A 24,984-nucleotide genomic window follows, 5' to 3' on the forward strand; every position below is an offset into this window, starting at 1 on the left:
AATTCACTCCCAATATGATTTAGTCCAGTGTACACAAAAAACCTGAGCAATAGACTTTTTTAAGTGTCTACTACTCAGGGTACAGTTTATCCATCGCGGCCTTCCCTTTTTGTTGTTCAAGGTTTGTCACATGGCGTGCACGCGAGCCGGCAGCTCGACCCACTCGCCCGATAGATGGCCCAAATGATGCGTCAGCCAAGCGTTGAAACCGATGACGAGCGTCAATCGACCCGCTTCATTGATGCCCGCCGAGACGACACGAATCAATCTCTCCTCGATATGTTGCGAGACGAGAGTGATGCGGGCGAGTGCGAGTACGGACCGGACGATTTCATCGGCCGACACGTCAATGGAAACGGCGATGTCCGGGACCGATAATTCGATTGCCTGCCCAGGCTGACATAAGTAGCGGTCAATTAACACGTCCAAGACGATTCCATGTTGCCGTTCCCCGCTCGTCGGAGCGCGATAGAACGTCACTCCCTCAGTCGTCGTATAATCCGTCTGTCCCATCAAACATGCCTGTAAAAATTGATACATCGCCTGTCGCTCCATCGGTTCATATCCTCCCACTTGGTGACTATTCGCTACTATCATATGTGGCAACTCTATTCGGCACAATTCGCCTTATCACATATAAGCCTTGGCGTTCCGTCATTGAAAACACACCATGACCCATATGGCGCGTGAATTGGGAACGCGTTTTCGGGTACAATAATGGGGAAAGGAGCGGTTCATATGCAGAAGAGATGGAAGGTTGGACTCGCAACATTATTCACTGGCTATTATGCCATCAGCTACTATGCGTTCAAACGCATGACACGAGGGAAACGCAAGACGCCCGAGATGCTGTTGGCCCCCTACACGAAGGAAGATCAATCCTTTTATCACGACGTGCCATTTGAGCACGTCTCGCTCCGCTCGCAAGACGGATATCGCCTCTATGGGCGTGTCTACCGAAACGAAGGCTCATCGAAGTGGATCGTCTTCGTGCATGGCTATACGGCGTCCCACAGCTTCATGGCCCCGCATTTGGCGATGTTCCATCGCCTCGGCTACAATCTGCTCGCCGTCGATTTGCGGTCCCACGGCGAATCCGAGGGCGTGTACGCCTCGTACGGCTATCATGAGAAACATGACATCGTGGATTGGGTCGACTGGTTGCGGGTTAATGAGTCCGTCTCCGAGGTCGGGCTACATGGCGTGTCGATGGGCGCCGCCTCGATTTTACAGGCCGGTCCATTGACAGATGTCGATTTTTTGATTGCCGAGTGCCCGTTCGATGACATGAGACAACTCATGCGCCATCAGTTGAACGTCTTACACCGACTGCCTGGTGATTTGTTGTTGCCGGGAATCAATTACTTCCTTTGGACGCGAGCCGGATTCCGGATGCACCAAGTCCGACCGAAACGAGCGCTCGCGGCAATCGATGTGCCGGTCTTGTTCATCCATGGGACAGAGGACGATTACGTCCCGACCTGGATGTCCGTCGAGATGAATGCGCTCAACCGCAAAAATGAGATCGCCCTCATCCACGGCGCGGAACATACGAACTGTATTTTGAAAGACCAGCCCGCGTATGAAGCGGCCGTCAGTCAGTTTCTGAATCGACGACGTGAATCGGTCCAGCAATAAGATCGAGCAAGGCATGAACGACCATCACCGGCCAGAGGATACCCATCGCCACATATAAATAACCGAGCCCCCACCCGACGAGACTGGTCGCGAGGATGCCTCGGACACCTTGATAAGCGTGGGCCAACCCGAATAACGCTCCGCCGATCAAGGCGAGCATCGGGGGCGAGACGTCCATCCACAATGTGACCGTGTAGAGCAGAACGCCACGGAAGATGAACTCTTCGGTCACTCCAGCCGTCCAAGACACGGCGCCCCACGCTCTCGCCTCCTGAATCGTCTGAGGCAACAGTAGCCGTTCAATCTCGAGCTCATAATATGGCCGTAACCGGCGCCGCAAACCCGGAGACGTTTTCACGAGCAGATAGAACGCGATCAATGCGGAGATGAGGACGCTCGTCAAAAAGAAGAACTGCCAGGCGCGCAAATCCCCCTCGGCCGGGGCGAAGCCGAGCCCGACCGCTTCAGGCGGGACCTGGAACAAAAAGATGAGGGCGAGCAACAGCAAACAGAGCCCCCACGCCGATTTGATGGTCTGATCGTACACGCGGCTTCGTCCGAGCGTTTCAATCATCGGTTTCATCAACCGGGCGTTGAACAATTGGACAATCAATAAATACACGAGAATGATGGTAAAGACGGCCTGTTCGAGCATGGATATCCACTCCTGTCCTTCCTGTTAGCTATATGCTACACTATTCGGGTATTGTCTAGAAAGCTAGGAGGCGGAATCTTGAAACGATTGATTTTGCGACTGACCGGTCTCTTGCTTGTGATCGTGCTGTGCCTCGGCGCAATCGGCTGGTTTGGTCAACATGATAAAGTGAACAACGCCCTTTACCGGGCCTATTACGGGGATCACGGCATCCCTGCTGTCCATCGTGACGTGTATGAAGATGCGGCGGCGACGTATGACGTCGATTGGCGGCTTCTTGCCGCGGTCCATCGCGTCGAGACGATTTTCTCCCATAGCTCATCGATGCGTTCATCAGTCGGGGCGATCGGTCCGTTCCAATTCATGCCGCGGACGTGGCTCGGTTGGCAGTACGACACCGACGACCAAAAAGGTGACGTGCCTGAGGACGAGGTCGATTTGACAGACCTCGCGCTGATCGAACAGTATGGCGGTCTCGGACGCGACGGTAACAACGATGGCCAGGCCGACCCGCACAGTCTCGTCGATTCGGCCCATGCAGCCGCTTATTATTTAAGCGAGCACGGTGGGACGACGGCAGATTCGACCGATTCGATTCGGAACGCCATCTTCGAATACAACCGAAGCGAGCAGTATGTCAACGATGTGATGTCGTTTTATGAGTCATATCAAACTGACGTGTCTTATTTACCGGATGACAAGGCGACGGCGACGCAACAAGTCGCCCGCTATACGATTCGCTATTTGGAATGGTTCGCCGGCTGGGTCTGACCTGGCACTATTTGAGCAAAAGTGAGGAAACATTATGAACACCCATATCGAGGAAGTGACGATTCGCGTCAAGTCGGTCTTCAATGAGGACAAGACGAAACGATATATGCGAACGTACGAATTCACAGATGTCGTCGACGGCGTCATCTGTGCCGTCATCATCTACTCACCCCGGATGAGCGATGCCTTCTTGTCTGGCACGACCACGCAGCGGGCGTATATGCTCATGCGTAACCATCTCGATCAACCGATCCGTGAGATGCGCGTCATCAGTCTCGTCCCGACACTCGCCATCAATGACAATCTGCCTTACGTCGAGTCACAGCTTGACGAGGTCAACTTTCATTACGTGGAGGAAACGCTCGACGAGGTCGAGGCGACCGGCGGAATGGTGATCGTCGGCTGGGGCTCGCCAGGACGCTTGATGCACCATGCGACCCCGTATAAGACGCTGTTCGCCGACCACGAGGCCCATATGTTCTGTATCGGCACGACGTCCAAAGGCGAGCCGCAACAGATTCGTATGGCCAACGAGAACACTGTGCTCGAGGCGTTCAATAATGAATCGGTCAAACCGAAGTTTAGAATCGTGAAAGAAACGAAACAAGACGACTCCGAGTGAGTCGTCTTGTTTCGTTTATACGCCAATCCATACGCTCACTCCGAACAATACAATCAAGAGCGACGCCAACAGAAAGTCGTACCGAGTGATGGCGACTACTTCATACGTCGCTCGTGGTTCGCCCGTGAACCCGCGTGCCTCCATCGAGAACGCGATGCGTTCCGCTTGTCGGATCGATCCGGCCAGAAGCGGGATGACTAAATTCGGAACGTGCCGAATGTGATCGAGTCGTGTCTCTAAACGAACGCCTCGCAAAGCATGCGTTTCATACAGTTGCATCAGTTCATGCTTCAAAATCGGAAAGAAACGAAAGCCGACGAAGACACTGTAAGCGATTTTAGGTGACAACTTCCCTTGTTGCATCAAGCTGTAGACGAACCGTTTGGGATCCGTCGTCAGTGTGAACAGGAGTGACAACGCGGTGAATGCTAATACCCGTAAGGAGAGCGTCGCTGCTAGTATCACATTCTCGTCGGTGACGTCGTTGCCGAACAGCGTGAACATGACCTCCCCGCTCGTCTCTTTTCCAAAGACGAGCGTCGTCCACAATGTCCCGAGCGCGGTGAATAAAAACGGAATCATGAATAGCCCCCAGCGCTTCCAGTTCACGTTAGAAAAAAGAATTTGAAGTATAAGCGTTCCGATGAATACCGCAAGCGGCGTCCATGGATTGTACATAAAGGCAAGACCGAACATGAGACACGTCACGGTCATAAATTTGATCGTCGGATTCATCTCTTGAAACGTCATCACGATTCCTCCAGCAATAAACCGTGAGCTTGTAGTAGCTCCGTCTCATTCCAGAGCGATGCATCATATGGCCCACTCAAGTAACCTTCATGCATCAAGTAATAGGTGTTCGCGATTCGGGCGAAACTAAGGTCGTGTGTCACAAACAGAACCGTCTGGCCGGCGCGGATTCGTTCAACCATCAATTCATAAAGCGCACGAAGCGATACCTCATCTTGTCCAGCAGTCGGTTCATCGAACGCGATGAGCCGTTTATTCGAGAGCATCATCACGCCGATGGCGAGCCTTCGTTTTTGACCGTGACTAAGCGAGAGTGGGTGGTCGTTACGAAACGGTCCAAGCCCGAGCCGGTTCATGATGTCCCCAATCGGACGATTATGGCCATATGCGAGTTCACGTGTCACATCACTCGTGATAAATAGATGAGCCGGAGATTGTGGGACGAGTCCCACTTCTTGATGTTCGCGGGCAAGGCTCTTGAGCCAAGTCGATTTGCCACTGCCGTTTCGACCAAGTACGGCAATGAGATCACCCTCGGCGACGGTCAGCTTGCTCGTTGCTAGGTTGAATGTTTTTCGTTTCAATTGCGGTACGTGAAATAAAATAGTATTTCCTTGTATCACTTCAACCGGAGAGAACGTATAATCCGGGCGGGCAACGAACGGTCCGTCATAGTTGATGCGTCCGTTCACGAGTTCCACTTCTCTGTCGAAGAACCCGCCCCATAGGAAGGGTCGATGCTCGATGACGACAACGTTTACCGTCTGTGCGACGTTGTCGAGCCACTGAACGAAACGGGTTGATGTCTCGGGATCAAGGTGCGCGAGCGGCTCATCGAGCAGTAGCCATTCCGGCTTCCCGATCAAAGCACAGGCGACAGCGATTTGTTGCTTTTCACCACCTGACAGGTCATGAATGACTCGGTCACGATAATCGGTCAACTGCAATTCCGCTAAAATCTTGGCCACACGCGCCATCATCTCGTCCCTCGCCACGGCAAAATTTTCGAGTGTGAAAATCAATTCCTCCTCGACCGTCTGCATGACGAACTGACTGTCAGGATCTTGAAACACCGTTCCGACACGACGATTCACCTCACCAGCTGCATACGTATCATAAGAGCGGTCAAACAAGTGTAATTTGCCTGTCACGATGCCATCGCAGTTATCCGGATACAGACGATTCAACAAAGAGAACAATGTCGATTTTCCCGACCCGCTCGCCCCCGTGATGAGTGTCCTCCCAGCCGTTAATTGAAGCGTGATATCCGTCAATACTTCGCGCTGTTTTTCCGGATAGCGGAATGACAGCTGTTCTGCCTCAACCATGCACACGTCCCTGACGCGCGATGGCATACCCTTCGAGCGCACCCGTCCGAAGCAACAAGTCGCTTAAAATCTTACCTCCCAGACCGGCAATGAGCATCCCGCTCGTCGCTCGTAACGCGAACATCGTCGCCACGTATGTCGGACTGAGGGCAGCGAGTCCACCCATGACGTACGTATACGCGAAACTAGTCGCAGCTGCACCAAATCCGGCCAGCATGAGCACCCAAAGGTCATATCGCTTGTAGCTCGTGACCGCAAACGCTGCTTCAGCACCAAGTCCTTGAATGATCCCGACTAAAATAATACGAGGTCCAATCGCGTTACCAATCATCATCTCAATCGTCGCCGCAAGCACTTCGGACAAGAATGCGGCGCCAGGTCGGCGGATGATATAAGCCGCAATAATCGAGACGATGAACCAAATCCCAAAAATCCATTCGTACGCGATCGGTCCAATCAAGCCAGCCCATAGATTCCCGACATGGACGAACGCCAAATAGACGACAGCGAACACGACCGATAAAATGGCCAACAAGACGATTTCTTTTAACTTCCACGACTTAAGCATGCTGTTGTCCCTCGTGTGACGGGCTGTTCACGCTGAACGTCACCGTCATGACGACGTGGCTCGTCTTCGCACGGACCCGGTCGAACGTCGCCTCGTAAAATGAAAACACCGGTTCGATGTCGCCGTGAATGCCCGAGGCGTAATGCATCGAGTCATTGAAGACGCCACGCTCTTTCGCAAAGGCAATTTCTTCGTAGATGATGTCCATATACTTCGCGTCCCCGAGCGGATAGAGGGCGAACTGGGAAGAGACGTACTGGGTCGATACCGGACCGTTCACAGGATCAGTCGTCACGTCGAGCAGGTTGTCTCCTGCCGTGTCGCCTGGGCAGCCGACCGAGAACGTCCCGCTCATCGACATATGTTCCCCGTTCTTCGACGCATGTGACAAGACGGCTTTGGCCACGTCGAACACATGCTCACTGCGTCCCCGGATGACCGTCGAGACGTCATCGGTATGCCGCCAAACGTTTTGCAAGTTCGTCTCTTTCAATGCCCCTTTGATGACACTCACAAAATCAGATGTCATTGGGCTCAGCGTAAAGCGGAATCCGACGATCGGACTCGTACCACATTGGTTGTTCATGTTCTATTCCCCCTTATTGTATGTACACAAAAAAGCCGCATCCATGAGAATGCGGCCACTCGTCCAATGTAATAATCCATTAGAAAAAGTGCCACACTTCCTCACGCCGGTATTACCCGGATCGAGTCATAAGGGATTGGAGCCATGCTCACATCTCAGCCGAAGCACCCCTAGTGTAGTCCAATGTATGCGGTTATCTATGCAACGAGAAGTATAGACGACCGCTCCGAATTTGTAAACGGTTTATGTGAAAGTCACGATACCGTTCCCCGGAAGCGTGTCCTGCAACGTCGTCCAATCGAGCGCCATCTCCTCATCCGTCAACAGACACGCGTCGAGTCCGGCCTCGATGACCGCACGCTCCATCCGCTGCCCGATCAAGACGAGCTCCGTCTGACGGTCCCCGTACGGCTCGACGTAGTCGGCGGCGAGCTCAGGTTCTGCCGTGAACATGAGACTCCGCTCTTCCTCCGGCAGCGTCGCGAGCCAACGTCCCGCGTGTTCGAGCGTCGATGCGTACCCCGCTTGCGAGAACAGGCAGGCGATGTCGTTCCGGGAGGCGATCCATAAGAAACCTTTGGCGCGGACGACTTGATCCGGGAACGCCTCGATCCAGGCGTGGAGCCGCTCCGGATGAAACGGACGGCGGCGGCGATAGACGAACGAACTGATGCCGTATTCCTCCGTCTCTGGTGTGTGTGTCTCGGCCTCTAGTTCTTGAATCCAGCCGGCGGCGTGCATCGCCTGCTCGAAATCGAAAAGATTGACGTCCAACAGCTCCGTCAACTCCACGTTCGCGTAAACTGACGTCAACAGTTTGGCGGTTGGATTGAGCGCCTTCAACAGCCCGGCCATCTCACCGAGTTCTGTCTCGGTCACGCGGTCCGCCTTGTTCAAGACGATGATGTCCGCGAACTCGATTTGGTCGACAAGCAGGTCGACGACCTCGCGGACGTCCGTCTCATCGATGGCCTGCTTCCGTTCATGAAGCGACTCGCCCGAGTTGAAATCTTTCAAGAACCGATACGCATCGACGACCGTCACCATCGCATCGATATAGACACGGCTCGTCAAGTCGATGCCAAGGGCGTCATCGGCGTATGTAAACGTTTGAGCGACCGGAATCGGTTCTGAGATGCCAGATGACTCGATGATAATCCCGTCGAGCTCACGGTCGTTCGTGATGTCCTGTACCGCTTCGAGCAGGTCCTCACGGAGCGTGCAACAGATGCAGCCGTTCGATAGCTCGACCAATTTTTCGTCCGTCCGCGAGAAACCGTTCTGCTCGATCAATCGTTCGTCGATGTTCAACTCGCTCATGTCGTTGACGATGACCGCATATTTCTTGCCGGACCGATTGTTCAACAGATGATTCATCAACGTCGTCTTGCCGCTCCCTAAATAACCGGACAGCACCGTGATTGGAATTCGTTTCATGTATCTTCACTCCTAAATCGTAATCATTACTCTTTAGATAATGACGGGTCACCTTTGTCTTGTCAAGAAAAAACACGCCCGTTCCCGGACGTGTTCCTTTCCCTATTCTTCCAACGCCTTGCGTTCCGCCTCGGAGCGGGGATACGTGTTCGCTTGCCACTCGGCCCGATAAATCGAATCGAGTTGCGTCAGACCGACCTCATCCTCATCCTTATCGGCATCGACACTCGGGGCCTCATCCCAGCGCGGATTCAAATACGTGTGGTCGTCTTCCTGGTTCGAATCCAATAGTTTTTGAATCCCGACCCGGGCCACTGCCGCGAGTGCCAAACCGATGCCTGCACGAACGAGCAATCGCTTCACCATCTCTTTACCTCCTTATCGTCCAAACCGATAGAGCGGCATCCCTTTCACGTCTGTATCGATTTTAAAGACCGACCCCGCGTCCGGATGGGCTTTGAGTGCCTCGTCATCCATTCCTTCACGAGCCGTCGTGATGGCGAGTTGGTTCAAGTCGTCACCGACGAAACAGCACGATGTGACGTTCGGGGCCGGCACGAGCACCTCGAGCACTTTTTCACCCGTCTCCGGGTTCCAGCGCGAGACGCGGCCGCCGGCGAAGTGTGCAATCCATAAGAACCCTTCCTCATCGGACGTCATGCCGTCCGGGAATCCTTCCTCGACGGTGAAATCGATGATGGCCTCCCCTTCGCCGAGCGTACCCGTCTTCAAGTCAAAGGCGTATTTACGGACCGTCTCGGTCGGTGTATCGATATGATAGAACGTCGAATGGTCGGGTGACCATGTCAGTCCGTTCGATAATGTCAACTCGCTCAACATGACCTCGGTCGTGCCGTCGCGATTCAGGCGGTATAGTGTCGCTTGTTCCGCCTCGTCTTCAAGATGGAGCGTGCCGGCGAAGATGCGTCCGTACGGGTCGGCTTTCCCGTCATTGAAGCGGAGCTTTCCTTCCGGGTCGTCGAGTTCGACGATTTTATCGAGCTCTTTTGACGTCTCGTCCCACTCATAAATCCCGTCTTTCAAGCCGACGACGACGCCGTCCGTCACTTTCGGGACCGCGAACCCGATCTGTTGTCCCATATCGAACGACGACAATTCATCTTCCTTCTCATCGTACCACCAAAGTGTATGTCCCTCGATATCGACCCAATAGAAGCGTTTCAGTTCCGCATCCCAACACGGGCCTTCCCCAAGCGTATTTCGAACTCGAATCCATAACGCAGCGTTTACTGTCTCCATTGAATTGCCTCCACTCTCTACATTGATTTCAAGTGACTATTCCCTGAGGGGGCAATCTCTATTCAACATTTCCCAAAATAGCAACCGCTCGGAAGAAAAATATTGAACCGGGCCGGCATCCTTCTAGGGCAGAAGACAAAAAAACTCCTTGAATCATGAGATTCAAGGAGTCCCTGTCATTTTGCGCCTTCGACATTCATATGCTTGCTGCGCAACTGGCCACAGGCCGCATCGATATCAGTCCCGTGCTCGAGACGGACACCGGTATTGATGCCCCGCTTCTTCAAGACGTCATAAAACGCCATGATGTCCTCAGACGTGCTCCGCTCATACTGAATATGCTCGTTGACCGGATTGTACGGAATCAAGTTGACGTATGACTTGTCTTTAATATCGTCAATCAAGTCGGCGAGTTCCTCGGCGTGCTCCGGCAAATCGTTCACTTTCGATAAGAGAATATATTCGAACGTGATGCGTTTGTTCGTCTTCTCGACGTAATAACGGATGGCCGGCATGAGCTTGTCGAGCGGGAACGCCCGGTTGATTTTCATGATTTGCGTCCGCAACGCATCGTTCGGGGCGTGGAGTGACAGCGCCAAATTGATGCGAAGATCGAGGTCCGCGAATTTGTAAATCTTGTCGGCGAGACCGCTCGTCGACACGTTGATTTTACGCGGTGCGATGGCGAGTCCGCGTTCGTCTTTGACGACACGGAGGAAATCGACCAAGTTATCGAAGTTATCGAACGGTTCCCCGATTCCCATGACGACGATATGACTGACGCGGGCACCTTCCCCGACCTCGTCCAAATAATGTTGCACGGTCATGATCTGTTCGACGACTTCGCCGGCCGTCAAATCGCGCGTCTTCTTCAAGAGACCGCTCGCACAGAAGCTACAGCCGATGTTGCAGCCGACTTGCGTCGTCACACAGACCGAACGTCCGTATTTGTGACGCATGAGCACCGTCTCGATATAGTGTCCGTCATGCAGTTTAAGTAAAAATTTGACCGTCCCGTCGCCCGCTTCTTGTTTGACGAACAGGTCTTGCGTCGAGATGACGTATTCGGCGGCGAGCGCCTCACGTACCTCGGCCCGTACCGAGATGTCCTCGATGTGCTTGACTCGGTCGATATAGAGCGAGTCCCAGATTTGTCTAGCGTGGAAGGCGCTGTATCCCCAAGAGACGCACGCTTCCGTCAGCTGATCGAATGTCAGCCCGTATATAGATGGTTTCATTGCTATCTGTCCTTTCTTCAATCCACATACGTACCATTGTAGCGGACGTGGACGACCGGTGCAACGTTCTTATAACGGTGGGACGGGACGTGTCACGTGACGCTCGAACGCATAGGCGAGACGAATCAAGTCGCGTTCGGCATAGCTCGTCCCGGTGAATGATAGACCGAACGGGGCCCCGCTCGCCTTCAAGCGATACGGGATCGTGACGGTCGGATGGCCGGCTTTCGCCGCCATGTCATAATTGTGGTCATGCGGCAAGACGAGCGCATGAAGTTCCTGCTCGGCCAACAATCGGTCGATGCCGTCCGTCTTGGCGTGATAGACGTCGTCGAGGCGGCGCATCAAATAGGCGTCCTCAATCAAGCGACCCGATTGTTCGTTCGCTTTCTCGAACGTCTTCTGTCCGTGCGGAATCGTCTCCGGATGACTGTTGTTCCAATTAATCAAATCCGACAACGTCTCATACGGGAGCTTCGTCGAGGCGAGATACGCCTCGATTCCGAGCTTGAACTCATGATACAGGATATCCCCTTGGTCGAGCCCTGCTTTCGACGGCAGTTCGACGGTGACGACCTCGATGCCGCTCTGTTTCAGCAATGCGATTGCTTCGTCGTAGAGCACCTGCTCTTCTTCCGACAAATCGGTCTTGACGACGCCGACACGCATCCCGACTGCTTGCCGCTCATCGAGACAAGTCCGGTAAGGCGGACCGGCCGGAAGATGCGCCGTCGCTGGGTCAGCGGGATCTTCCCCGACCATCGCCTCAAGGGCGAGCACCGCATCCCGGAGTGTCCGTGCCATCGGGCCGGCCGTGTCTTGCGACCGGGAGATCGGGATGATGCCGCTGCGGCTAATCAACCCGACGGTCGGTTTGATACCAACGATTCCGTTATGGACGCTCGGGTGGATAATCGAGCCGCTCGTCTCGCTGCCGACGGCGAGCAACGTCAAGTTGGCCGCGACCGCTGACGCCGAACCTGAACTCGACCCTCCGACATCGAGCTTGTCCCCATATGGATTGAGCGTCTGGCCACCGACCCCACTCCAGCCGTTCGGCATGCCCTCGGTCAAAAAGTTGGCCCATTCGGACAAGTTCGCTTTCCCGAGGATGATGGCCCCGCTCGCGCGCAGGCTTTGGACGAGATGGGCGTCCCGGCCGGCGAAGTGATGCGCGAGGGCGACGGCCCCGGCCGTCGTCTTCATCAATCCGGCCGTCTCGACATTGTCTTTAATCAACACCGGGATGCCGAGCAACGGCAAGCGGTCACCTCGTCGAAACGCCCGGTCGGCCGCCTCGGCCTCGAACAAGGCGTCCGGGTTCACTTGAATGACCGCTCTCAGCTTATCGTTCAACTGGGCGATTCGAGTCAAATAATAGGCCGTCACGTCACGCGCCGTGAACGTTCCTTCTTTATATCCGCGATGGGCGGTCTCGATATCGAGTTCGAAACATGTGTTTGGTTCAGTCATATAGATTCCTCCTTTGGTCACTCGATGGTATTCGCTATCGCCACATGATTTCCTGTTTTCGTTCGCCAACGAATATGTAACTTGGTACACTGAAAGAAAAGGGAGGTTACTATGAACCGTTCGTACGTTCTCGTCTTATTGTCCGTCTTTGCCTTGTTCTTCTTACAGCTATATGCCGGGGACGCTCCGTATACGCTACCGCTCTCCATCGTCCTCGTCATCTTGATTCTCGGCGCCACCTTGGTCCAACTTCGACGCAAACCAAACCGTTGACGCCGCTTCAAATCTGATGGTATGATGCTCTCACCAACTACATATCGATATCTCGAGTGAACGAGAGACCTGGCTCTATGACTTCACAGCAACCTGCTTCGGCAAGGTGCTACTTCCAGCAAGGCAGTTTGCCTTGGCCGATATGACAGAGCGCTCATGTCGATGACATGGGCGCTTTTTTTTGGAAATGAACATGAGGGGGACTTATTAATGGAAAAAGCAACATTCGCAGGCGGCTGTTTTTGGTGCATGGTGACGCCGTTCGAGGAACAACCTGGCATCGAGTCAATCGTATCCGGTTATACGGGAGGTCACGTCAATGACCCGACGTATGAACAAGTGAAGACAGGGACGACGGGACACTATGAGGTCGTCGAGATCACGTTCGACCCGACGCTGTTCGCTTATGAACGACTGCTCGAACTATATTGGATTCAGACCGACCCGACCGATGACGGCGGCCAGTTCCAAGACCGCGGCAGCCAATATGCGCCGGCCATCTTCTATCATACGGAAGACCAACGCGTGAAAGCAGAACAGAGTCGCGACGCGCTCGCGGCGAGCGGACGCTTCAAACAGCCGATTGTCACGAAGATTCTACCGGCCGACACGTTCTATCCGGCCGAGGAATATCATCAAGACTTCCATAAAAAAAATCCGGCCCACTATAAAGAGGACCGGAAGAAATCTGGGCGCGACGCATTCATCGAGCAAGCCTGGTAAACAAAAGACGGGTCGTCTGACCCGTCTTTTTAGCTCTTGGCAATCCCGAGCATGAATCCGGCCACGACGATGAGCCCGATTCCCATAAAGACGAAGACCCGTTCTTTCGTCGTCTTCTCTTCTTTCAATAGATAAATCCCGCCGAGCGTCGCCACGACGACGTTCAATTGGGACAAGGCGAATGACGTCGCGATGCCGACCTCACCGCTTGACACGAACAGCCCGAAGTTCCCGATCCCCCAAGCGAGACCGGCCAAAATGTTTTTGAACGTCTTCGGGTCGAACTTCTTCACATCTTTCTCACGCAGGCTGAACAAGAGCGCCGCGACGAACATCCCGACCGACTGCGGCAAGATGGCCGTGATGCCGTCGACCTCGAAATAGTTCGTCAAGACGGCATACGTCACATAACCGATACTCGACACGAGCAGGACGAGCAAACCTTTCTTCAAGGCGCCGCTGCTATCGCCATCTTTTTGTTGTTGGTATGACGTCAGTGCCGCCCCGATGATAATCAACACGAGCGCAGAAAAGCCGAGCCACAACTCGGTCGTCGTCTTCCAATCGCCGAGCACGATGACCCCGAACAACGACGTCCCGACGAGTTGCATCCCGGTGCTGATCGGCATCGCTTTCGATACACTTAAAATTTGGAACGACTGGAACTGTAAATATTGCCCGAGTGCCCAGAACACACCAGATATGAAGCCGGTCACGATTGCGAGCGTCGTGAACTCCGGATTGAAGACGAGTGCGATGATGACCGCCATCACCATCGCCCCAATCGTCGTCCCGATTAACTGTTGAATCGGCTTGCCGCCGACTTTCGAGACGATGAGTGGGATACTCCCCCACATCAAGGCAGGTAAGAGTGCGAGTAAAATCATTTCCATAGATAACACCTGCTTTCGTAGAATAACATTACCCATGATTTTCCCACGTTTACGCCCGATTAAACTTTGTTCAAAAAAATTTAAAAATACCCATTGCCAAATGTTTTACTAGGATGATATAATAATTTTCGAACGGGGCATTAGCTCAGCTGGGAGAGCGCCACGCTGGCAGCGTGGAGGTCAGCGGTTCGAGCCCGCTATGCTCCATTATGGAAGTCACCACTCATTTGAGGGGTGACTTTTTTGCGTCTCCGCCCGGTTTAAGTCACCTGGTAGCGGGTAATGATTGTAAGACATCATTATTCTAAGGGGGACTTACTATGGATCGTGCCTCTGTCGAAGAGACCATTTTAGCCGTCATCGACTGTATGCGGGCAAGCAATCACTGTTTCTCAAAATGTTTACAAGAAGAGGATTTATTGATGGTCGCCGAGTGTATCCGGCTGACGAAAGAATGTTCGGAAGTGTGTGCGCTCGCCTTGAACGCGCTCGAGACCGATTCGGCTTTCACCAAACCGATTGCTGCACTCTGCGCCCAGGTGTGCGACACGTGCGCCGTCGAATGTGGCCGCCATTTGCATGACCATTGCCAACGTTGTTCCGAAGCGTGTCTCCGCTGTGCCGAGGCGTGTCGCAACCTCGTGGCCGCATAATCGCTTTTTAGTCTAACGATATGTTAGACTTTTTTTATACTTGTTTTATGAGAAAGGGACCGATTATGTCACATTCAATTCTTGCCATCGACGTCGAGACGGCCAACCGCGATAGTCGCAGCATCTGCTCTGTCGGCTGGAGCCTACTCGTCGACGGTGAAATCATCGAGACGAACCAACTACTCGTCAATCCAGAAGAAGACTTTGACGCAGGCAATATCCGCGTCCACGGCATCCGGCCGAGCGACGTCTGGGACGCCCCAGCCTTACCCGAGGTGCTTGAACAGCTCTATCCGACGCTGCGGGATGTCGACCTCGTCATGGCGCACAACGCCTCATTCGATATGGGCGCTTTCAAGAAAGCGATCGCCAAATATGATTTATATACGTTTCCGACGATCGAGTACGGCTGTACCGTCAAGCTGTCGCGAAAACTGTATCCTGGACTGCCGAATCACAAGCTGAACACGATGGCGGAATATTTGAACGTCCCGTTCATCCATCACGATGCGGCTGAAGATGCCCGCGTCTGCGCGTTGCTCATGCGCGACATGATGCAGAAGACCGGGATTCATGACCCGCGTGAACTGCACCGCTATACATCGGTCAAGCTCGGGAAGCTCGCCTATTGACCCATAAGCATGCCAGACAGGCCAAGACAATCGTCTTGGCCTGTCACCGTTTAAAGATCCATCTTTTTTGGACGTAATAACTGACGACGAACAAAAGGCTGTCGACGAGCACTTTAATCCACACTTCCCCGTCCCGAAACAACAGGAACAATACATAGACGAGACCGGCCGACAACGCCATCTGCACGCCGACGAGACCGAAGTATTTCGGCATCGCCCGTCTCGCTTTCGAATGGAACACGACTTTTCGGTTGACGATGTAATTGAATAAGGACGAGATGATGCGGGCCAATACCGTCGCAATCAAGACATGGGTCGTCTCGAACCACGGGTTCAATAAAAAGATGAATAAGGCATAGGCGCCGATATCTAATAAGAATGAGGCGACCGAGGATAATGAATAGGCTAAAAACATCCGATAAATCAGAATTGAGTCGATGACCGGCCGAAAATGGGACGAAGCGTTCTCGGCCACATACACGGTTTGAATCGGAATCTGTTGAATCGGGACTTGCCAACGTTTCGTGAACGTCAACATGTTCATCTCGAACTCATAGCGGTTCCCAGGCACATCCAGCAACTGTTCCGCATAGCGCAATGGAACCGCCCGTAGACCGGTTTGGGTATCTTTCAGCCGAAGTCCGCTGCCGACGAGCATGACACCACGGGTCATCTGGTTCCCGAATCGGCTCCGGAACGGAATGTGTGCGCCCGAGAAATCACGGCAACCCATGACCAGATGATGCGGCCGCTGAATACCCGCCTCATATACATGTCTTACATCTTCCGGCAGATGTTGTCCGTCCGCATCGACGGTGATGACACCATGCGTACCGGGGAATCGTTCGACGACGTGACGAATCCCCGTCTTCAACGCCGCACCCTTGCCTTGATTCCGTTCATGGACGAGAACAGTCGTCACCCACTTCCCGACCTCATCGAAGACAGTTTGGGACGTCTCGGCACTTCCATCGTTCACGACGATGACATGGACAAACCCTGTCTCTTTCAGCTCGCGGACAAGTGTGAGAAGCGCTTGATCCGGATTATAGGCCGGAATCACGACGACATACTTATCTAGACGTTCCACGGAATGCATTTGCATCGCCACCCCTCCTTCCCTCCTTCTATACCCAAGACGATGAAAAGTGATTCCTCGGTCCGCGGCAAATAAAAAACACGGTGCCTCGGAGGACACCGTGCCAGATTAACCGATGAAGATGAAGTAAGACGAAGCGAAGTAGACGAGTACGACGAGCACTGACGGCAAGACATAGCGGAACTTCGACGTCACGTCTTTACGAAGGAGCGTATACATGACCAACACCGACAAAATCGTGATGCCGATCGCCGTCACTAAGTGAGACGCAGCCACGTCGGCCAGAATCGAACCGTCTTGGTAAAACGCGTCCGACATGGCGATGATGAGCATGTTGAAGATGTTGCTTCCCAAAATCGAACCGAACGCCAAGTTGACGTTACGAAGTTTCAAGGCGACAAATACCGATACAGCCTCCGGGAGCGAGGTCGTCGCGGCAATCAAGAAGCTACCGACGAAGCTCGAACCGAGACCCGTGACGACGGCGATCTGATCGCCCAATACCGATAGTGCTGTCCCCGCCCCCATGATGACGAGTGCGGCGATGATGAAGCCGATGACCGCACGTTTGACCGTGATCGAACTCGTCGCACTCGCGCCGATTTCTTGTACGGCCTCATGTGCAGCTTCCCGCTCGACGGCAGGTTGTTGCGGGCGCTTGCCGATATAGTAAATCCCGATCCCGTACAATACCGCGATCAACAAGGCGTCAATTCCGATGCCGAGAATCGTGAAATCGATGCGCACGATCAGGGCAATCATCGTGACGAGCGTCAACATGAGACCTAGACCAGCTGTATAGAGATGATCTCGACTCGCCTCATTGAACATGCGCTTCTGACGATAGAAGAGGTCGAACATCGCCAAGATGAAGATGTTGAACAAGTTCGACCCGAGCATGTTACCGATGGCGATATCCGGGTTGTTGATCAAGACAGCCGAGACACTCGTCGTCACTTCCGGCAACGATGTCGCACCCGCCAGCAGCACTGTCCCGACGAGCATCCCGCTCATCGTCGACTTCTCACTGATGACGTCAGCGTAAGTCGAGAGTTTCATGGCGGCATACACGGTGATGGCAGCGGCCAAGATGAAATAAATAAATACCATTTGAATAAATCTCCCCTTTTCGTGAATTCAAAAAGACATTTTTATGGACGCCGAAAAAGCATCCATAAAAAGGTCTTGCGGACTTGGTAAGAAGCTCGATGGACCGAGTGCATTGCACCGTAATGACGACCCATCGACCACAGGTGTGGTCGCTACTCCCCCTCTTATGTTCACGACGAATATATCACGTTACATCTCATTTGACAATCATTTGACCTTTAAATGTGAAATGACGTCATCGACTGGCATCGCCGTCCGGTAAGACAGTTCTTCAATCGCTTGAAGCATCGGGAGCGGTAACGGTTCCCAGAGTCCTCCTTCTTTCAATTGAGCGGACAGGCCGTCAAGCTCCGGTTGATTGACGTCCGTGACGTGACGATAGCCTTCACGCATCGCCTCATGGATCTCATAGGCGGTCTGACAGAGCGTCGACGTCTCTTGGAGCCAGTCCTCTTCATGGAATCCTCGCTGAATGACGTCAAACAGTTTTCCGAGTTTGTCGAACCGCTCGTCGGCGACGCCATAAAACAATAGGTTCAGCTCTGTCTCGAACGATTCGATGAGCGTCGTCGTCTGACTGAACGGTTTGAACGCTTGGAGCAATTCGTGATAATACCACGACTGGTCGCGGAGCGGACGTCTGAAGCGATCCCATACTTGTTTACCGGCAGACTCAACGTCGAGTCGAATCGAACGAAGATTATGTATCTTGTCCGCCGCCAAGAGCGCCACTTCATCGTACTGCATCGTCTGCACGTGCTGAATCGTCATCCGTTTCCGTTCTTCCCATGAAAGGTGCTTCCCGGGTTCGGACACCGCTTCAACGAGTCGTCTCACTTCACTTCCGAACCGTTCTTCGATCTCTTCGGGGGTCGTCAACGTGTCTTCAAGCAAATCATGGAGCAAGCCGGCGGCCACGACCGGGACCGGTTGCCGGTCTTCGACGAGCAACATGGACACGGCGACGGGATGGGTTAAGTAGGGAATATTCGTTCCTTTTCGAAACTGTCCGTCGTGCCGGACGGCCGCGAATCGGAGCGCCTCTTCAATCAACTGGTGCACGGCGATTCCTCCTTCGATGGGTTCATAGAGCGTCCCCATCCTTTACCCATGCCTAGTCCCATCTACTCATTTCGCGTGTTAAAACATAGGGTAATGGTCCCGTTTTTTTCGTTTACGGCTCATAAATCATCTTCTTCGTCATCCCGCCGTCGACGACGAGGTTTTGCCCGTTGACGAAATCGTTCTGTTCATCAATCAAATAAGCGACTGCGCGGACGATATCGTCCGGTTTGCCGACCCGGCCCGACGGATGTTGCGCATGATCGATGTCACGGAGCGACTCGTCCGAGGTGTGAATCCAGCCGGGACTGATCGCATTCACCGTAATCGGACGCTCCGCGAGCGAGACCGCCATCGATTGGGTCAATGACACGATGCCACCTTTTGACGCGCCATACGCTTCCCAATCGGCTTCGTTTTGAAGCGAGCGCGTCGAGGCCAGATTGATGATGCGCCCGTATCCGGCTCCCTCGTTCAACGTCAAGAACGCTTTGGCACAAGCGAACGTTCCGACCAGGTTGACATCAATCACTTGTTTGAACGTCTCGACGTCAAGTTCGGTCATCGGTTTGACGAGTGATGAGACGCCACCATTGTTGATGAGTACATGGGCAACACCGACTTGGCGCTGAATGTCGGCGAACACGCGAGCGATCGCCTCATGGTCACCCAAATCCATCTCATGGAATGTCACGCCATCCAACTGTGGGTCGTCCCCTTTATCGAGTCCGATGACGTGATACGTGTCGCGGAAATGACGTGCCAATTCATAGCCGATGCCTTGGCTGACGCCAGTGATAATCATAATCTGTTTCATATACATCCCTCCTGGAGACTCACATACCCGGATTCGATAGAAACGAGTCCTACCCGTTCGTCCAGAGTCGTTGGTCAGACGTCGTCACGACCGTCGCACCAGCTTCGAGGGCGGCCTCGACTTCTTCAGTCGACGAAATCAATCCACCGGCGAAGACTGGGATTCCCGTCTCCGCTTTCACGGCCCTAATATATTTCGGGACGAGGCCCGGCAACACTTCAATATAGTCCGGTTGCGTCCGTTTAATGAGGCGATAGCTCCGCTCAAGCGAGCTCGAATCGATTAAAAACAGGCGTTGGACCGTTTTGACTTGTTTTTGCTTCGCTTTTAAAATGACGCTGCCTTTCGTCGAGATGATACCGTACGGACGATACGTCTGACAAATATACTCGGTCGCATATTCATCTGCCTTCAAGCCTTGAATCAAGTCAAGATGAACGAAGACGTGTTTGTCGTGGGCCTCCAATAATTGAAACACGGCATCGAGCCGGGCGACGTGCACTTCTAGCAACACACCGACACGGAACGGTCCCGTCACGAACTTCTCGAGGTCCCGCATATCGCGTAAGGCGGGTAAAATGGTTTGACCTTCTATCATATGGACACGTCCCTTTCTGTCAATCATGTCTTCATTATCTGAATAACATGAAGTGGAAATCAAGGTTTACCGATTCAATATAGCGGGAAAATAATTTTAACTTATGCACAGAGAGGAAGTAGCGATATGGTCAATGAAGTGGAAGTACGAATCGAGACACCGACACCGGAGGAACATCAGCGCCTTCGCGTCATCGCCGGGATGCCGAAACGTTCCGACTCGGGGACGGTGAAAGGACTGGCCAATACGTTATATGGCGTCTGTCTATATAAAGATGATCACATGGTCGGGATGGGCCGCGTCGTCGGCGACGGCGGAATGGTGTTCCACCTTGTCGATATCGTCGTCGACCCGGATTGTCAGGGGCTCGGGCTCGGAAAATTGATCGTGGAGCAGTTAATGGACTGGATTTTACAGGAAGCCGACGAGACGGCCATCATCAGCCTGATTGCGGATATCCCGGCCGACGGACTGTACCGTCAATTCGGCTTTGACTATTCGCGCCCGGAATCGGTCGGGATGGAATACCAATGGAATCGAGAATGATTCGTCGACGGGTACGCGTTCCCTATATAGGAGGTGACGTATGGAACTGAATATGATCGTCCTGCTCGGTCTAGCGCTAGCCGTCATCTCCGTACTCAGTCTGATCATCGAACGATTGTTCTTTCCAAGTATTCTTGCCTTTATCGCCATCGGCGTCGCCGTCGGCTTCTTCTGGGGCGGAAACGAGGTCTTTAAAATCGCCGGCGAAATCGGGATTATCCTGTTATTCTTTTTACTCGGTTTGAAGTTTCCGCTCGGAGAGTTGATGAAGCGTCTCAAGCTGGTGTGGAAGGCAGGTGTCCTGGACATCGTGCTCGCTTTTGGGGTCACGATTGGGATTGCCCTGCTGTTCGGACTCGATTTTTCCCAGTCTTTTTTAATCGGTGCCGTCTTGTTTGCGACGAGCTCGTCGATTTCCGCGCGTATGCTTGAGCGGCATGCAGATAAACATGAAGATGTGAAAGAGTTCGTCTTGACGCTTCTCATCTTTGAAGATATCTTCGCCCCGCTCATCTTGACCGTCGCCCCGTTCATCATTCAGGATGAGCCGATCGAGGTGTCTGATATCGGGAAAGTGTTCGCCGGCTTCCTCATCTTCGGTGTGTTACTCTTTATCGGATCGCGTTTCGTCAAGAAACAACCGAAAATCGCCAAACATCTGCTGCGGCAAGACGATGCGAGCATTGGCCTGATTGGCTTGATTCTCTTTTTCGCCGGAATCGGGATGGTGTTCGGACTGTCCGAGATTCTCGGGGCGTTCATCGCCGGCATCATGCTCGCAGGCATTCACGACGTCCGTCCGTTGAAACGGTTGACGGTCCCCGTCCGCGACTTGTTTTTGCCAATCTTCTTCATCTCGTTCGGGATTTCGATCAACCTGGAACAAGGCGTCATCGTCAACACGCTCTTCTTCGTATTGATCGTCTGGGGCGTCTTATCGAAATGGATTGTCGGCCGCGTCGGCGGCCGCATGTACGGCCTGACAAGAGTTCAGGCCAACGAGGCCGGCTTCTCGCTAGCTCCACGCGGGGAGTTCTCGATTCTCTTCACCGCCTTATCAAACGGGGCGATCAACTTGTTCGTCGGACTATATATTTTCGTCTCGGCCATCATCGGAATCGTCTTGTTCCGCTTCTCTGAAATTTTAGCCGCTAAGACGGAAGAAAAACTGGAAAAAGTTTTACCTGATGAGAAGAAGGATGATTCAAACAAATAATATAAGATACACAGGACCGATCTTCACACGAAGATCGGTCCTTGCCGTTTAAAATGAAGAGGCTTGTTTGGCTTGTTTCTTCTTCCGCTTTTTGCGCCAGATGAAAAAGGCGATGACTCCGATTAGCAAAATACCGTAAATGACATACGAATATACATCTAAATAGCTCAAAATCGACTCCCAATTCTCGCCGACGCGGATGCCGATATAGATGAGGATCGTATTCCAAATCACCGTCCCCGCTGTACTGAGCAACAAAAATTTCAAGAACGGCATATTCGACATACCGGCCGGGATGGAAATCAAACTCCTGACGACGGGCATCAAGCGGCCGAAGAACACCATCCATCCCCCGTATTTATCGAACCAGGCGTCGGCACGGTGCACGTCGGCGATGTCGAGTCGAATCCATTTTCCGTACCGTTTCGTCCACTTCTCAATCTGCTCGACGTCTAGATACAGTCCGATGCCGTACAATAGGACCGCTCCTAGGATGGCGCCTGCCGTCGCTGCGAAGATGACGAGCGGGACGATCAAATCGGTCTTCACGGCGAAAAAACCGCCGAATAAGAGCACGACCTCCGAAGGAATCGGCGGGAACACGTTCTCAATGAAAATCATGAACGCGATGCCAAAATAACCGAACTGTTCAATGACCTGGATCATCCAGTCTCTCATTTGCTTCACCCTCCAATAGTTCCTACTATACCCGTCACGTCCGGTCAAAAACCGTCGCAACATGTTAAAATGAAGCATTAGAAGGAAAGTGAGGAAACGACATGACTGAAATAACGCGTTGCCCATGGTGCGGCACCGACCCGTTGTACGTTCGTTATCACGATGAAGAATGGGGCAAGCCCGTCCATGATGATGTAAAGCATTTCGAATGTTTGACGCTCGAGAGCGCCCAGGCTGGACTCAGCTGGATCACCATCTTACGGAAACGCGAAAATTATCGGGACGCCTATGCCAATTTTGATGTCGTGACCGTCGCCTCGTTCGACGAGACGGATGTGGAACGATTGATGACCAATCCTGGTCTCGTCCGAAACCGTCGTAAAATCGAGGCATCCATCAACAACGCCAAGCGATTCATCGAGATTCAACAAGAGTTCGGGTCGTTCGATGCCTACATTTGGTCATTCGTCGACAACACGGTGATTCACAACGAGTGGGCATCGACCGACGACATCCCAGCCACGACCGAACTGTCCCACCAAGTGAGCAAAGACCTGAAGCGCCGCGGTTTCAAATTTTTGGGACCGACGACCGTCTATGCCCACCTGCAAGCGACGGGCCTCATCAACGACCATCTCACCTCTTGCTTCGCCAAATAATTTGATTATTTGGTCAATCCCTAAACAAAATCGTGCACTTCATTCATTTTTGTGACAAAATTTTGTCATGGTGCAATCCATAGATTTTGAAAGCGTTTTCATTATGAACGAGGGGGATGTTGTATGAACGGTGTATTGATTTCGATTACAGTGTATATGGCGCTCATGGTGTTACTCGGTGTCATCGCCTATCGGCGGACTGAGAGCATCGGCGACTATATGCTCGGAGGACGCGGCCTTGGTCCGGCCGTAGCGGCTTTGTCGGCCGGTGCTTCCGATATGAGTGGTTGGCTATTGATGGGCTTGCCGGGGGCGATGTTCGCGACCGGACTCTCGAGCGGATGGATCGTCATCGGGTTGACGATCGGTGCTTACTTGAACTGGTTGCTCGTCGCACCTCGTTTACGGACTTATTCTTATTTGTCAGAGGATGCCATCACGATACCAGATTTCTTTGAGAAACGTTTTAAGGATTCGCGTGGGACGCTGCGGACATTCTCTGCGGCCGTCACACTCGTCTTCTTCACGCTCTACGCCACGAGCGGGTTCGTGGCCGGCGGTCGCTTGTTTGAAGCGGTCTTTGATATCAATTTCGGGACCGGTGTCTTGATTTTGGCTTCGATTATCATTTTGTATACGTTCATTGGCGGCTTCTTAGCCGTCAGTTGGACCGACTTTGTCCAAGGACTCATCATGTTGTTCGCCCTCATCCTTGTACCGGCTATCGCCATCACGGCGACTGACGGGGTGAGCGCCGCGTTCCAAACAATCGGTGATATCGATGAGGCGCTACTTGATCCATTGACAGGACAGTCGCTTATCGGCATCGTCTCGCTCTTCGCTTGGGGTCTCGGTTATTTCGGGCAACCACACATCATCGTCCGTTTTATGGCCATCGAGAAGTTGCAAGACATCAAGAAGGCACGACGCATCGGCATCTCGTGGATGTTGTTCACCGTCGTCGGGGCCATGGCGACCGGATTGTTCGGACTCGCCTACTATACTCAGCGCGGGCTAGAAATCGACAACCCGGAAAATATATTCATCAATCTATCTGATTTGTTGTTCGTCGATCTCATCACCGGTGTGTTGCTCGCAGCCTTGCTTGCAGCCATCATGTCGACGATCTCGTCACAGCTCCTCGTCTCATCGAGTGCGGCGACGACCGATTTCTATCAGAAGTTCTTCCGCAAAGACGCCGGCGACCGCGAACTCGTCATGGTCGGACGGATTACCGTCATCCTCGTCTCGCTCATTTCGATTTGGCTCGCGTTCGGGGCGGATGACACGATTTTGAACTTGGTCGGATATGCCTGGGCCGGATTCGGCTCATCGTTCGGTCCACTCATCCTGTTCAGCCTGTTCTGGAAACGGACGACGCGTCAAGGCGCGCTGGCCGGGATGTTGACCGGTGCGTTCGTCGTCATCGTCTGGAAAAACGTTGCTGCCGATTGGTTCGGGACCTTCGGCGAGCTATATGAGATGATTCCAGCGTTCTTCTTGTCGAGCCTCGCCATTTATGTCGTCAGTTTGCTGACACCGCCACCGAGCACGACGATCACGAACGAGTTCGAGGAAATGGAACACATCTTGAAGTCAGAACGGATTTAACACTCGGAGTGCCATGCTACTATAGCCTGGCACTTTTTTCTTGTGCCCTGACAAGGACATTCTTCTTCCATGGCGAATGACTTGAGTA

General features: G+C 53.1%; 29 protein-coding genes, 1 tRNA gene and 2 riboswitches. Of the genes, 12 read left to right on the forward strand and 18 right to left on the reverse strand.

Going from position 1 to position 24,984, the window contains the following annotated elements; translation table 11 throughout:
• Nucleotides 1-126 precede the first annotated feature (126 nt).
• On the reverse strand, nucleotides 127-555 hold the full coding sequence (locus tag KNP71_RS02925) for a hypothetical protein (protein WP_214756590.1): 429 nt from the start codon (nucleotides 553-555) through the stop codon (nucleotides 127-129).
• Nucleotides 556-738: 183 nt separating this feature from the next.
• On the opposite strand from KNP71_RS02925, the gene KNP71_RS02930 reads away from it, so the two are divergent.
• Entirely contained in the window at nucleotides 739-1,638 is a 900-nt protein-coding gene (locus KNP71_RS02930) for an alpha/beta hydrolase (RefSeq protein ID WP_131471189.1), read from the forward strand.
• Here KNP71_RS02930 and KNP71_RS02935 read toward each other — a convergent pair.
• A complete protein-coding gene (locus KNP71_RS02935) occupies nucleotides 1,595-2,293 on the reverse strand; it encodes a CPBP family intramembrane glutamic endopeptidase (protein ID WP_214827354.1) in 699 nt (232 codons plus the stop codon). The genes KNP71_RS02930 and KNP71_RS02935 overlap by 44 nt on opposite strands.
• Nucleotides 2,294-2,371: 78 nt before the next feature.
• On the opposite strand from KNP71_RS02935, the gene KNP71_RS02940 reads away from it, so the two are divergent.
• Both KNP71_RS02940 and KNP71_RS02945 read left to right on the forward strand, forming a co-directional pair.
• Nucleotides 2,372-3,064, forward strand: a complete 693-nt coding sequence (locus KNP71_RS02940; RefSeq protein ID WP_251128654.1) for a lytic transglycosylase domain-containing protein — start codon at nucleotides 2,372-2,374, stop codon at nucleotides 3,062-3,064.
• Nucleotides 3,065-3,098: 34 nt separating this feature from the next.
• The gene (locus KNP71_RS02945) at nucleotides 3,099-3,686 is read left to right on the forward strand and encodes a DUF1643 domain-containing protein (protein ID WP_029595402.1); all 588 of its coding nucleotides are present in this window, start codon (nucleotides 3,099-3,101) and stop codon (nucleotides 3,684-3,686) included.
• 15 nt (nucleotides 3,687-3,701) lie between these two features.
• Here KNP71_RS02945 and KNP71_RS02950 read toward each other — a convergent pair whose 3' ends face one another.
• From KNP71_RS02950 to KNP71_RS02990, 9 genes are all read right to left on the reverse strand, one after another.
• The gene (locus tag KNP71_RS02950) at nucleotides 3,702-4,436 is read right to left on the reverse strand and encodes an energy-coupling factor transporter transmembrane component T family protein (protein ID WP_214802526.1); all 735 of its coding nucleotides are present in this window, start codon (nucleotides 4,434-4,436) and stop codon (nucleotides 3,702-3,704) included.
• Complete coding sequence (locus KNP71_RS02955) at nucleotides 4,436-5,764, reverse strand: ABC transporter ATP-binding protein (RefSeq protein ID WP_214802523.1); 1,329 nt, start codon at nucleotides 5,762-5,764, stop codon at nucleotides 4,436-4,438. The genes KNP71_RS02950 and KNP71_RS02955 overlap by 1 nt, the downstream gene beginning before the upstream one ends.
• Complete coding sequence (locus KNP71_RS02960) at nucleotides 5,757-6,332, reverse strand: ECF transporter S component (RefSeq protein WP_131471192.1); 576 nt, start codon at nucleotides 6,330-6,332, stop codon at nucleotides 5,757-5,759. Before KNP71_RS02960 ends, KNP71_RS02955 begins: the two co-directional genes overlap by 8 nt.
• The gene (locus KNP71_RS02965) at nucleotides 6,325-6,918 is read right to left on the reverse strand and encodes a YkoF family thiamine/hydroxymethylpyrimidine-binding protein (RefSeq protein ID WP_131471193.1); all 594 of its coding nucleotides are present in this window, start codon (nucleotides 6,916-6,918) and stop codon (nucleotides 6,325-6,327) included. Before KNP71_RS02965 ends, KNP71_RS02960 begins: the two co-directional genes overlap by 8 nt.
• 81 nt (nucleotides 6,919-6,999) lie before the next feature.
• Nucleotides 7,000-7,100, reverse strand: a riboswitch (TPP riboswitch).
• A gap of 61 nt (nucleotides 7,101-7,161) precedes the next feature.
• On the reverse strand, nucleotides 7,162-8,355 hold the full coding sequence (locus KNP71_RS02970; protein ID WP_214802520.1) for a GTP-binding protein: 1,194 nt from the start codon (nucleotides 8,353-8,355) through the stop codon (nucleotides 7,162-7,164).
• 102 nt (nucleotides 8,356-8,457) lie between these two features.
• A complete protein-coding gene (locus KNP71_RS02975; RefSeq protein ID WP_029595396.1) occupies nucleotides 8,458-8,721 on the reverse strand; it encodes a hypothetical protein in 264 nt (87 codons plus the stop codon).
• 12 nt (nucleotides 8,722-8,733) lie between these two features.
• The gene (locus KNP71_RS02980) at nucleotides 8,734-9,615 is read right to left on the reverse strand and encodes an SMP-30/gluconolactonase/LRE family protein (protein WP_131471194.1); all 882 of its coding nucleotides are present in this window, start codon (nucleotides 9,613-9,615) and stop codon (nucleotides 8,734-8,736) included.
• Between the two features lie 176 nt (nucleotides 9,616-9,791).
• Nucleotides 9,792-10,853 (reverse strand): dual-specificity RNA methyltransferase RlmN, encoded by a 1,062-nt coding sequence (rlmN, locus tag KNP71_RS02985; RefSeq protein WP_021067532.1) that lies wholly within the window; start codon nucleotides 10,851-10,853, stop codon nucleotides 9,792-9,794.
• Nucleotides 10,854-10,922: 69 nt separating this feature from the next.
• Entirely contained in the window at nucleotides 10,923-12,326 is a 1,404-nt protein-coding gene (locus KNP71_RS02990; RefSeq protein ID WP_131471195.1) for an amidase family protein, read from the reverse strand.
• A gap of 111 nt (nucleotides 12,327-12,437) precedes the next feature.
• Between KNP71_RS02990 and KNP71_RS02995 the strand changes: the two genes are divergently transcribed.
• Nucleotides 12,438-12,599 (forward strand): hypothetical protein, encoded by a 162-nt coding sequence (locus tag KNP71_RS02995; protein ID WP_029595393.1) that lies wholly within the window; start codon nucleotides 12,438-12,440, stop codon nucleotides 12,597-12,599.
• A 44-nt stretch (nucleotides 12,600-12,643) separates the two neighbouring features.
• Nucleotides 12,644-12,745: riboswitch (SAM riboswitch) on the forward strand.
• A gap of 64 nt (nucleotides 12,746-12,809) precedes the next feature.
• Nucleotides 12,810-13,322, forward strand: a complete 513-nt coding sequence (msrA, locus tag KNP71_RS03000) for a peptide-methionine (S)-S-oxide reductase MsrA (RefSeq protein WP_029595392.1) — start codon at nucleotides 12,810-12,812, stop codon at nucleotides 13,320-13,322.
• Nucleotides 13,323-13,351: 29 nt separating this feature from the next.
• Here the strand turns inward: msrA and KNP71_RS03005 are convergent, their stop codons facing one another.
• The gene (locus tag KNP71_RS03005; protein ID WP_029595391.1) at nucleotides 13,352-14,215 is read right to left on the reverse strand and encodes a GRP family sugar transporter; all 864 of its coding nucleotides are present in this window, start codon (nucleotides 14,213-14,215) and stop codon (nucleotides 13,352-13,354) included.
• 134 nt (nucleotides 14,216-14,349) lie between these two features.
• Here KNP71_RS03005 and KNP71_RS03010 point away from each other — a divergent pair.
• From KNP71_RS03010 to KNP71_RS03020, 3 genes are all read left to right on the forward strand, one after another.
• Nucleotides 14,350-14,422 (forward strand) — tRNA-Ala (locus KNP71_RS03010).
• A 113-nt stretch (nucleotides 14,423-14,535) separates the two neighbouring features.
• A complete protein-coding gene (locus tag KNP71_RS03015) occupies nucleotides 14,536-14,868 on the forward strand; it encodes a four-helix bundle copper-binding protein (protein WP_021067537.1) in 333 nt (110 codons plus the stop codon).
• 65 nt (nucleotides 14,869-14,933) lie between these two features.
• Complete coding sequence (locus KNP71_RS03020; RefSeq protein WP_131435170.1) at nucleotides 14,934-15,500, forward strand: 3'-5' exonuclease; 567 nt, start codon at nucleotides 14,934-14,936, stop codon at nucleotides 15,498-15,500.
• A gap of 43 nt (nucleotides 15,501-15,543) precedes the next feature.
• Here the strand turns inward: KNP71_RS03020 and KNP71_RS03025 are convergent, their stop codons facing one another.
• The 5 genes from KNP71_RS03025 to KNP71_RS03045 all read right to left on the reverse strand — a co-directional run bounded on the left by KNP71_RS03025 (nucleotide 15,544) and on the right by KNP71_RS03045 (nucleotide 20,186).
• Complete coding sequence (locus tag KNP71_RS03025) at nucleotides 15,544-16,605, reverse strand: bifunctional glycosyltransferase family 2/GtrA family protein (protein ID WP_131471196.1); 1,062 nt, start codon at nucleotides 16,603-16,605, stop codon at nucleotides 15,544-15,546.
• A gap of 102 nt (nucleotides 16,606-16,707) precedes the next feature.
• Entirely contained in the window at nucleotides 16,708-17,709 is a 1,002-nt protein-coding gene (locus KNP71_RS03030) for a sodium:calcium antiporter (protein WP_131471197.1), read from the reverse strand.
• A 207-nt stretch (nucleotides 17,710-17,916) separates the two neighbouring features.
• Nucleotides 17,917-18,771 carry an HD domain-containing protein gene (locus tag KNP71_RS03035; RefSeq protein ID WP_035385739.1) on the reverse strand — a complete coding sequence of 285 codons (855 nt, stop codon included), beginning with the start codon at nucleotides 18,769-18,771 and terminating at the stop codon, nucleotides 17,917-17,919.
• A 112-nt stretch (nucleotides 18,772-18,883) separates the two neighbouring features.
• Nucleotides 18,884-19,588: an SDR family NAD(P)-dependent oxidoreductase gene (locus KNP71_RS03040; RefSeq protein ID WP_198922697.1), complete on the reverse strand. Its 705-nt coding sequence runs from the start codon at nucleotides 19,586-19,588 to the stop codon at nucleotides 18,884-18,886.
• Between the two features lie 49 nt (nucleotides 19,589-19,637).
• Nucleotides 19,638-20,186 (reverse strand): glycerol-3-phosphate responsive antiterminator, encoded by a 549-nt coding sequence (locus KNP71_RS03045; protein ID WP_214756586.1) that lies wholly within the window; start codon nucleotides 20,184-20,186, stop codon nucleotides 19,638-19,640.
• Nucleotides 20,187-20,312: 126 nt separating this feature from the next.
• On the opposite strand from KNP71_RS03045, the gene KNP71_RS03050 reads away from it, so the two are divergent.
• Both KNP71_RS03050 and KNP71_RS03055 read left to right on the forward strand, forming a co-directional pair.
• A complete protein-coding gene (locus tag KNP71_RS03050) occupies nucleotides 20,313-20,732 on the forward strand; it encodes a GNAT family N-acetyltransferase (protein WP_029595384.1) in 420 nt (139 codons plus the stop codon).
• 40 nt (nucleotides 20,733-20,772) lie between these two features.
• Complete coding sequence (locus tag KNP71_RS03055) at nucleotides 20,773-21,948, forward strand: cation:proton antiporter (protein WP_214756585.1); 1,176 nt, start codon at nucleotides 20,773-20,775, stop codon at nucleotides 21,946-21,948.
• Between the two features lie 48 nt (nucleotides 21,949-21,996).
• Here KNP71_RS03055 and KNP71_RS03060 read toward each other — a convergent pair whose 3' ends face one another.
• The gene (locus KNP71_RS03060; protein WP_029595382.1) at nucleotides 21,997-22,626 is read right to left on the reverse strand and encodes a DedA family protein; all 630 of its coding nucleotides are present in this window, start codon (nucleotides 22,624-22,626) and stop codon (nucleotides 21,997-21,999) included.
• 101 nt (nucleotides 22,627-22,727) lie between these two features.
• Here KNP71_RS03060 and KNP71_RS03065 point away from each other — a divergent pair, with 101 nt between their 5' ends.
• Nucleotides 22,728-23,285 (forward strand): DNA-3-methyladenine glycosylase I, encoded by a 558-nt coding sequence (locus KNP71_RS03065; RefSeq protein WP_198922696.1) that lies wholly within the window; start codon nucleotides 22,728-22,730, stop codon nucleotides 23,283-23,285.
• A gap of 123 nt (nucleotides 23,286-23,408) precedes the next feature.
• A complete protein-coding gene (gene putP / locus KNP71_RS03070; protein WP_131471198.1) occupies nucleotides 23,409-24,896 on the forward strand; it encodes a sodium/proline symporter PutP in 1,488 nt (495 codons plus the stop codon).
• Nucleotides 24,897-24,984 lie beyond the last annotated feature (88 nt).

The organism is Exiguobacterium sp. s56 (assembly GCF_018618255.1).
Classification (GTDB): Bacteria; Bacillota; Bacilli; order Exiguobacteriales; family Exiguobacteriaceae; genus Exiguobacterium; species Exiguobacterium chiriqhucha.

What these genes read in the sequence shown, in the direction of transcription:
- KNP71_RS02925 (WP_214756590.1), bottom strand. Translation starts at nt 555, where the DNA reads ATGGAGCGACAGGCGATGTATCAATTTTTACAGGCATGTTTGATGGGA.
- KNP71_RS02930 (WP_131471189.1), top strand. Translation starts at nt 739, where the DNA reads ATGCAGAAGAGATGGAAGGTTGGACTCGCAACATTATTCACTGGCTAT.
- KNP71_RS02935 (WP_214827354.1), bottom strand. Translation starts at nt 2,293, where the DNA reads ATGCTCGAACAGGCCGTCTTTACCATCATTCTCGTGTATTTATTGATT.
- KNP71_RS02945 (WP_029595402.1), top strand. Translation starts at nt 3,099, where the DNA reads ATGAACACCCATATCGAGGAAGTGACGATTCGCGTCAAGTCGGTCTTC.
- KNP71_RS02950 (WP_214802526.1), bottom strand. Translation starts at nt 4,436, where the DNA reads ATGACGTTTCAAGAGATGAATCCGACGATCAAATTTATGACCGTGACG.
- KNP71_RS02955 (WP_214802523.1), bottom strand. Translation starts at nt 5,764, where the DNA reads ATGGTTGAGGCAGAACAGCTGTCATTCCGCTATCCGGAAAAACAGCGC.
- KNP71_RS02960 (WP_131471192.1), bottom strand. Translation starts at nt 6,332, where the DNA reads ATGCTTAAGTCGTGGAAGTTAAAAGAAATCGTCTTGTTGGCCATTTTA.
- KNP71_RS02965 (WP_131471193.1), bottom strand. Translation starts at nt 6,918, where the DNA reads ATGAACAACCAATGTGGTACGAGTCCGATCGTCGGATTCCGCTTTACG.
- KNP71_RS02970 (WP_214802520.1), bottom strand. Translation starts at nt 8,355, where the DNA reads ATGAAACGAATTCCAATCACGGTGCTGTCCGGTTATTTAGGGAGCGGC.
- KNP71_RS02975 (WP_029595396.1), bottom strand. Translation starts at nt 8,721, where the DNA reads ATGGTGAAGCGATTGCTCGTTCGTGCAGGCATCGGTTTGGCACTCGCG.
- KNP71_RS02980 (WP_131471194.1), bottom strand. Translation starts at nt 9,615, where the DNA reads ATGGAGACAGTAAACGCTGCGTTATGGATTCGAGTTCGAAATACGCTT.
- rlmN (WP_021067532.1), bottom strand. Translation starts at nt 10,853, where the DNA reads ATGAAACCATCTATATACGGGCTGACATTCGATCAGCTGACGGAAGCG.
- KNP71_RS02990 (WP_131471195.1), bottom strand. Translation starts at nt 12,326, where the DNA reads ATGACTGAACCAAACACATGTTTCGAACTCGATATCGAGACCGCCCAT.
- KNP71_RS02995 (WP_029595393.1), top strand. Translation starts at nt 12,438, where the DNA reads ATGAACCGTTCGTACGTTCTCGTCTTATTGTCCGTCTTTGCCTTGTTC.
- msrA (WP_029595392.1), top strand. Translation starts at nt 12,810, where the DNA reads ATGGAAAAAGCAACATTCGCAGGCGGCTGTTTTTGGTGCATGGTGACG.
- KNP71_RS03005 (WP_029595391.1), bottom strand. Translation starts at nt 14,215, where the DNA reads ATGGAAATGATTTTACTCGCACTCTTACCTGCCTTGATGTGGGGGAGT.
- KNP71_RS03015 (WP_021067537.1), top strand. Translation starts at nt 14,536, where the DNA reads ATGGATCGTGCCTCTGTCGAAGAGACCATTTTAGCCGTCATCGACTGT.
- KNP71_RS03020 (WP_131435170.1), top strand. Translation starts at nt 14,934, where the DNA reads ATGTCACATTCAATTCTTGCCATCGACGTCGAGACGGCCAACCGCGAT.
- KNP71_RS03025 (WP_131471196.1), bottom strand. Translation starts at nt 16,605, where the DNA reads ATGCAAATGCATTCCGTGGAACGTCTAGATAAGTATGTCGTCGTGATT.
- KNP71_RS03030 (WP_131471197.1), bottom strand. Translation starts at nt 17,709, where the DNA reads ATGGTATTTATTTATTTCATCTTGGCCGCTGCCATCACCGTGTATGCC.
- KNP71_RS03040 (WP_198922697.1), bottom strand. Translation starts at nt 19,588, where the DNA reads ATGAAACAGATTATGATTATCACTGGCGTCAGCCAAGGCATCGGCTAT.
- KNP71_RS03045 (WP_214756586.1), bottom strand. Translation starts at nt 20,186, where the DNA reads ATGATAGAAGGTCAAACCATTTTACCCGCCTTACGCGATATGCGGGAC.
- KNP71_RS03050 (WP_029595384.1), top strand. Translation starts at nt 20,313, where the DNA reads ATGGTCAATGAAGTGGAAGTACGAATCGAGACACCGACACCGGAGGAA.
- KNP71_RS03055 (WP_214756585.1), top strand. Translation starts at nt 20,773, where the DNA reads ATGGAACTGAATATGATCGTCCTGCTCGGTCTAGCGCTAGCCGTCATC.
- KNP71_RS03060 (WP_029595382.1), bottom strand. Translation starts at nt 22,626, where the DNA reads ATGAGAGACTGGATGATCCAGGTCATTGAACAGTTCGGTTATTTTGGC.
- KNP71_RS03065 (WP_198922696.1), top strand. Translation starts at nt 22,728, where the DNA reads ATGACTGAAATAACGCGTTGCCCATGGTGCGGCACCGACCCGTTGTAC.
- putP (WP_131471198.1), top strand. Translation starts at nt 23,409, where the DNA reads ATGAACGGTGTATTGATTTCGATTACAGTGTATATGGCGCTCATGGTG.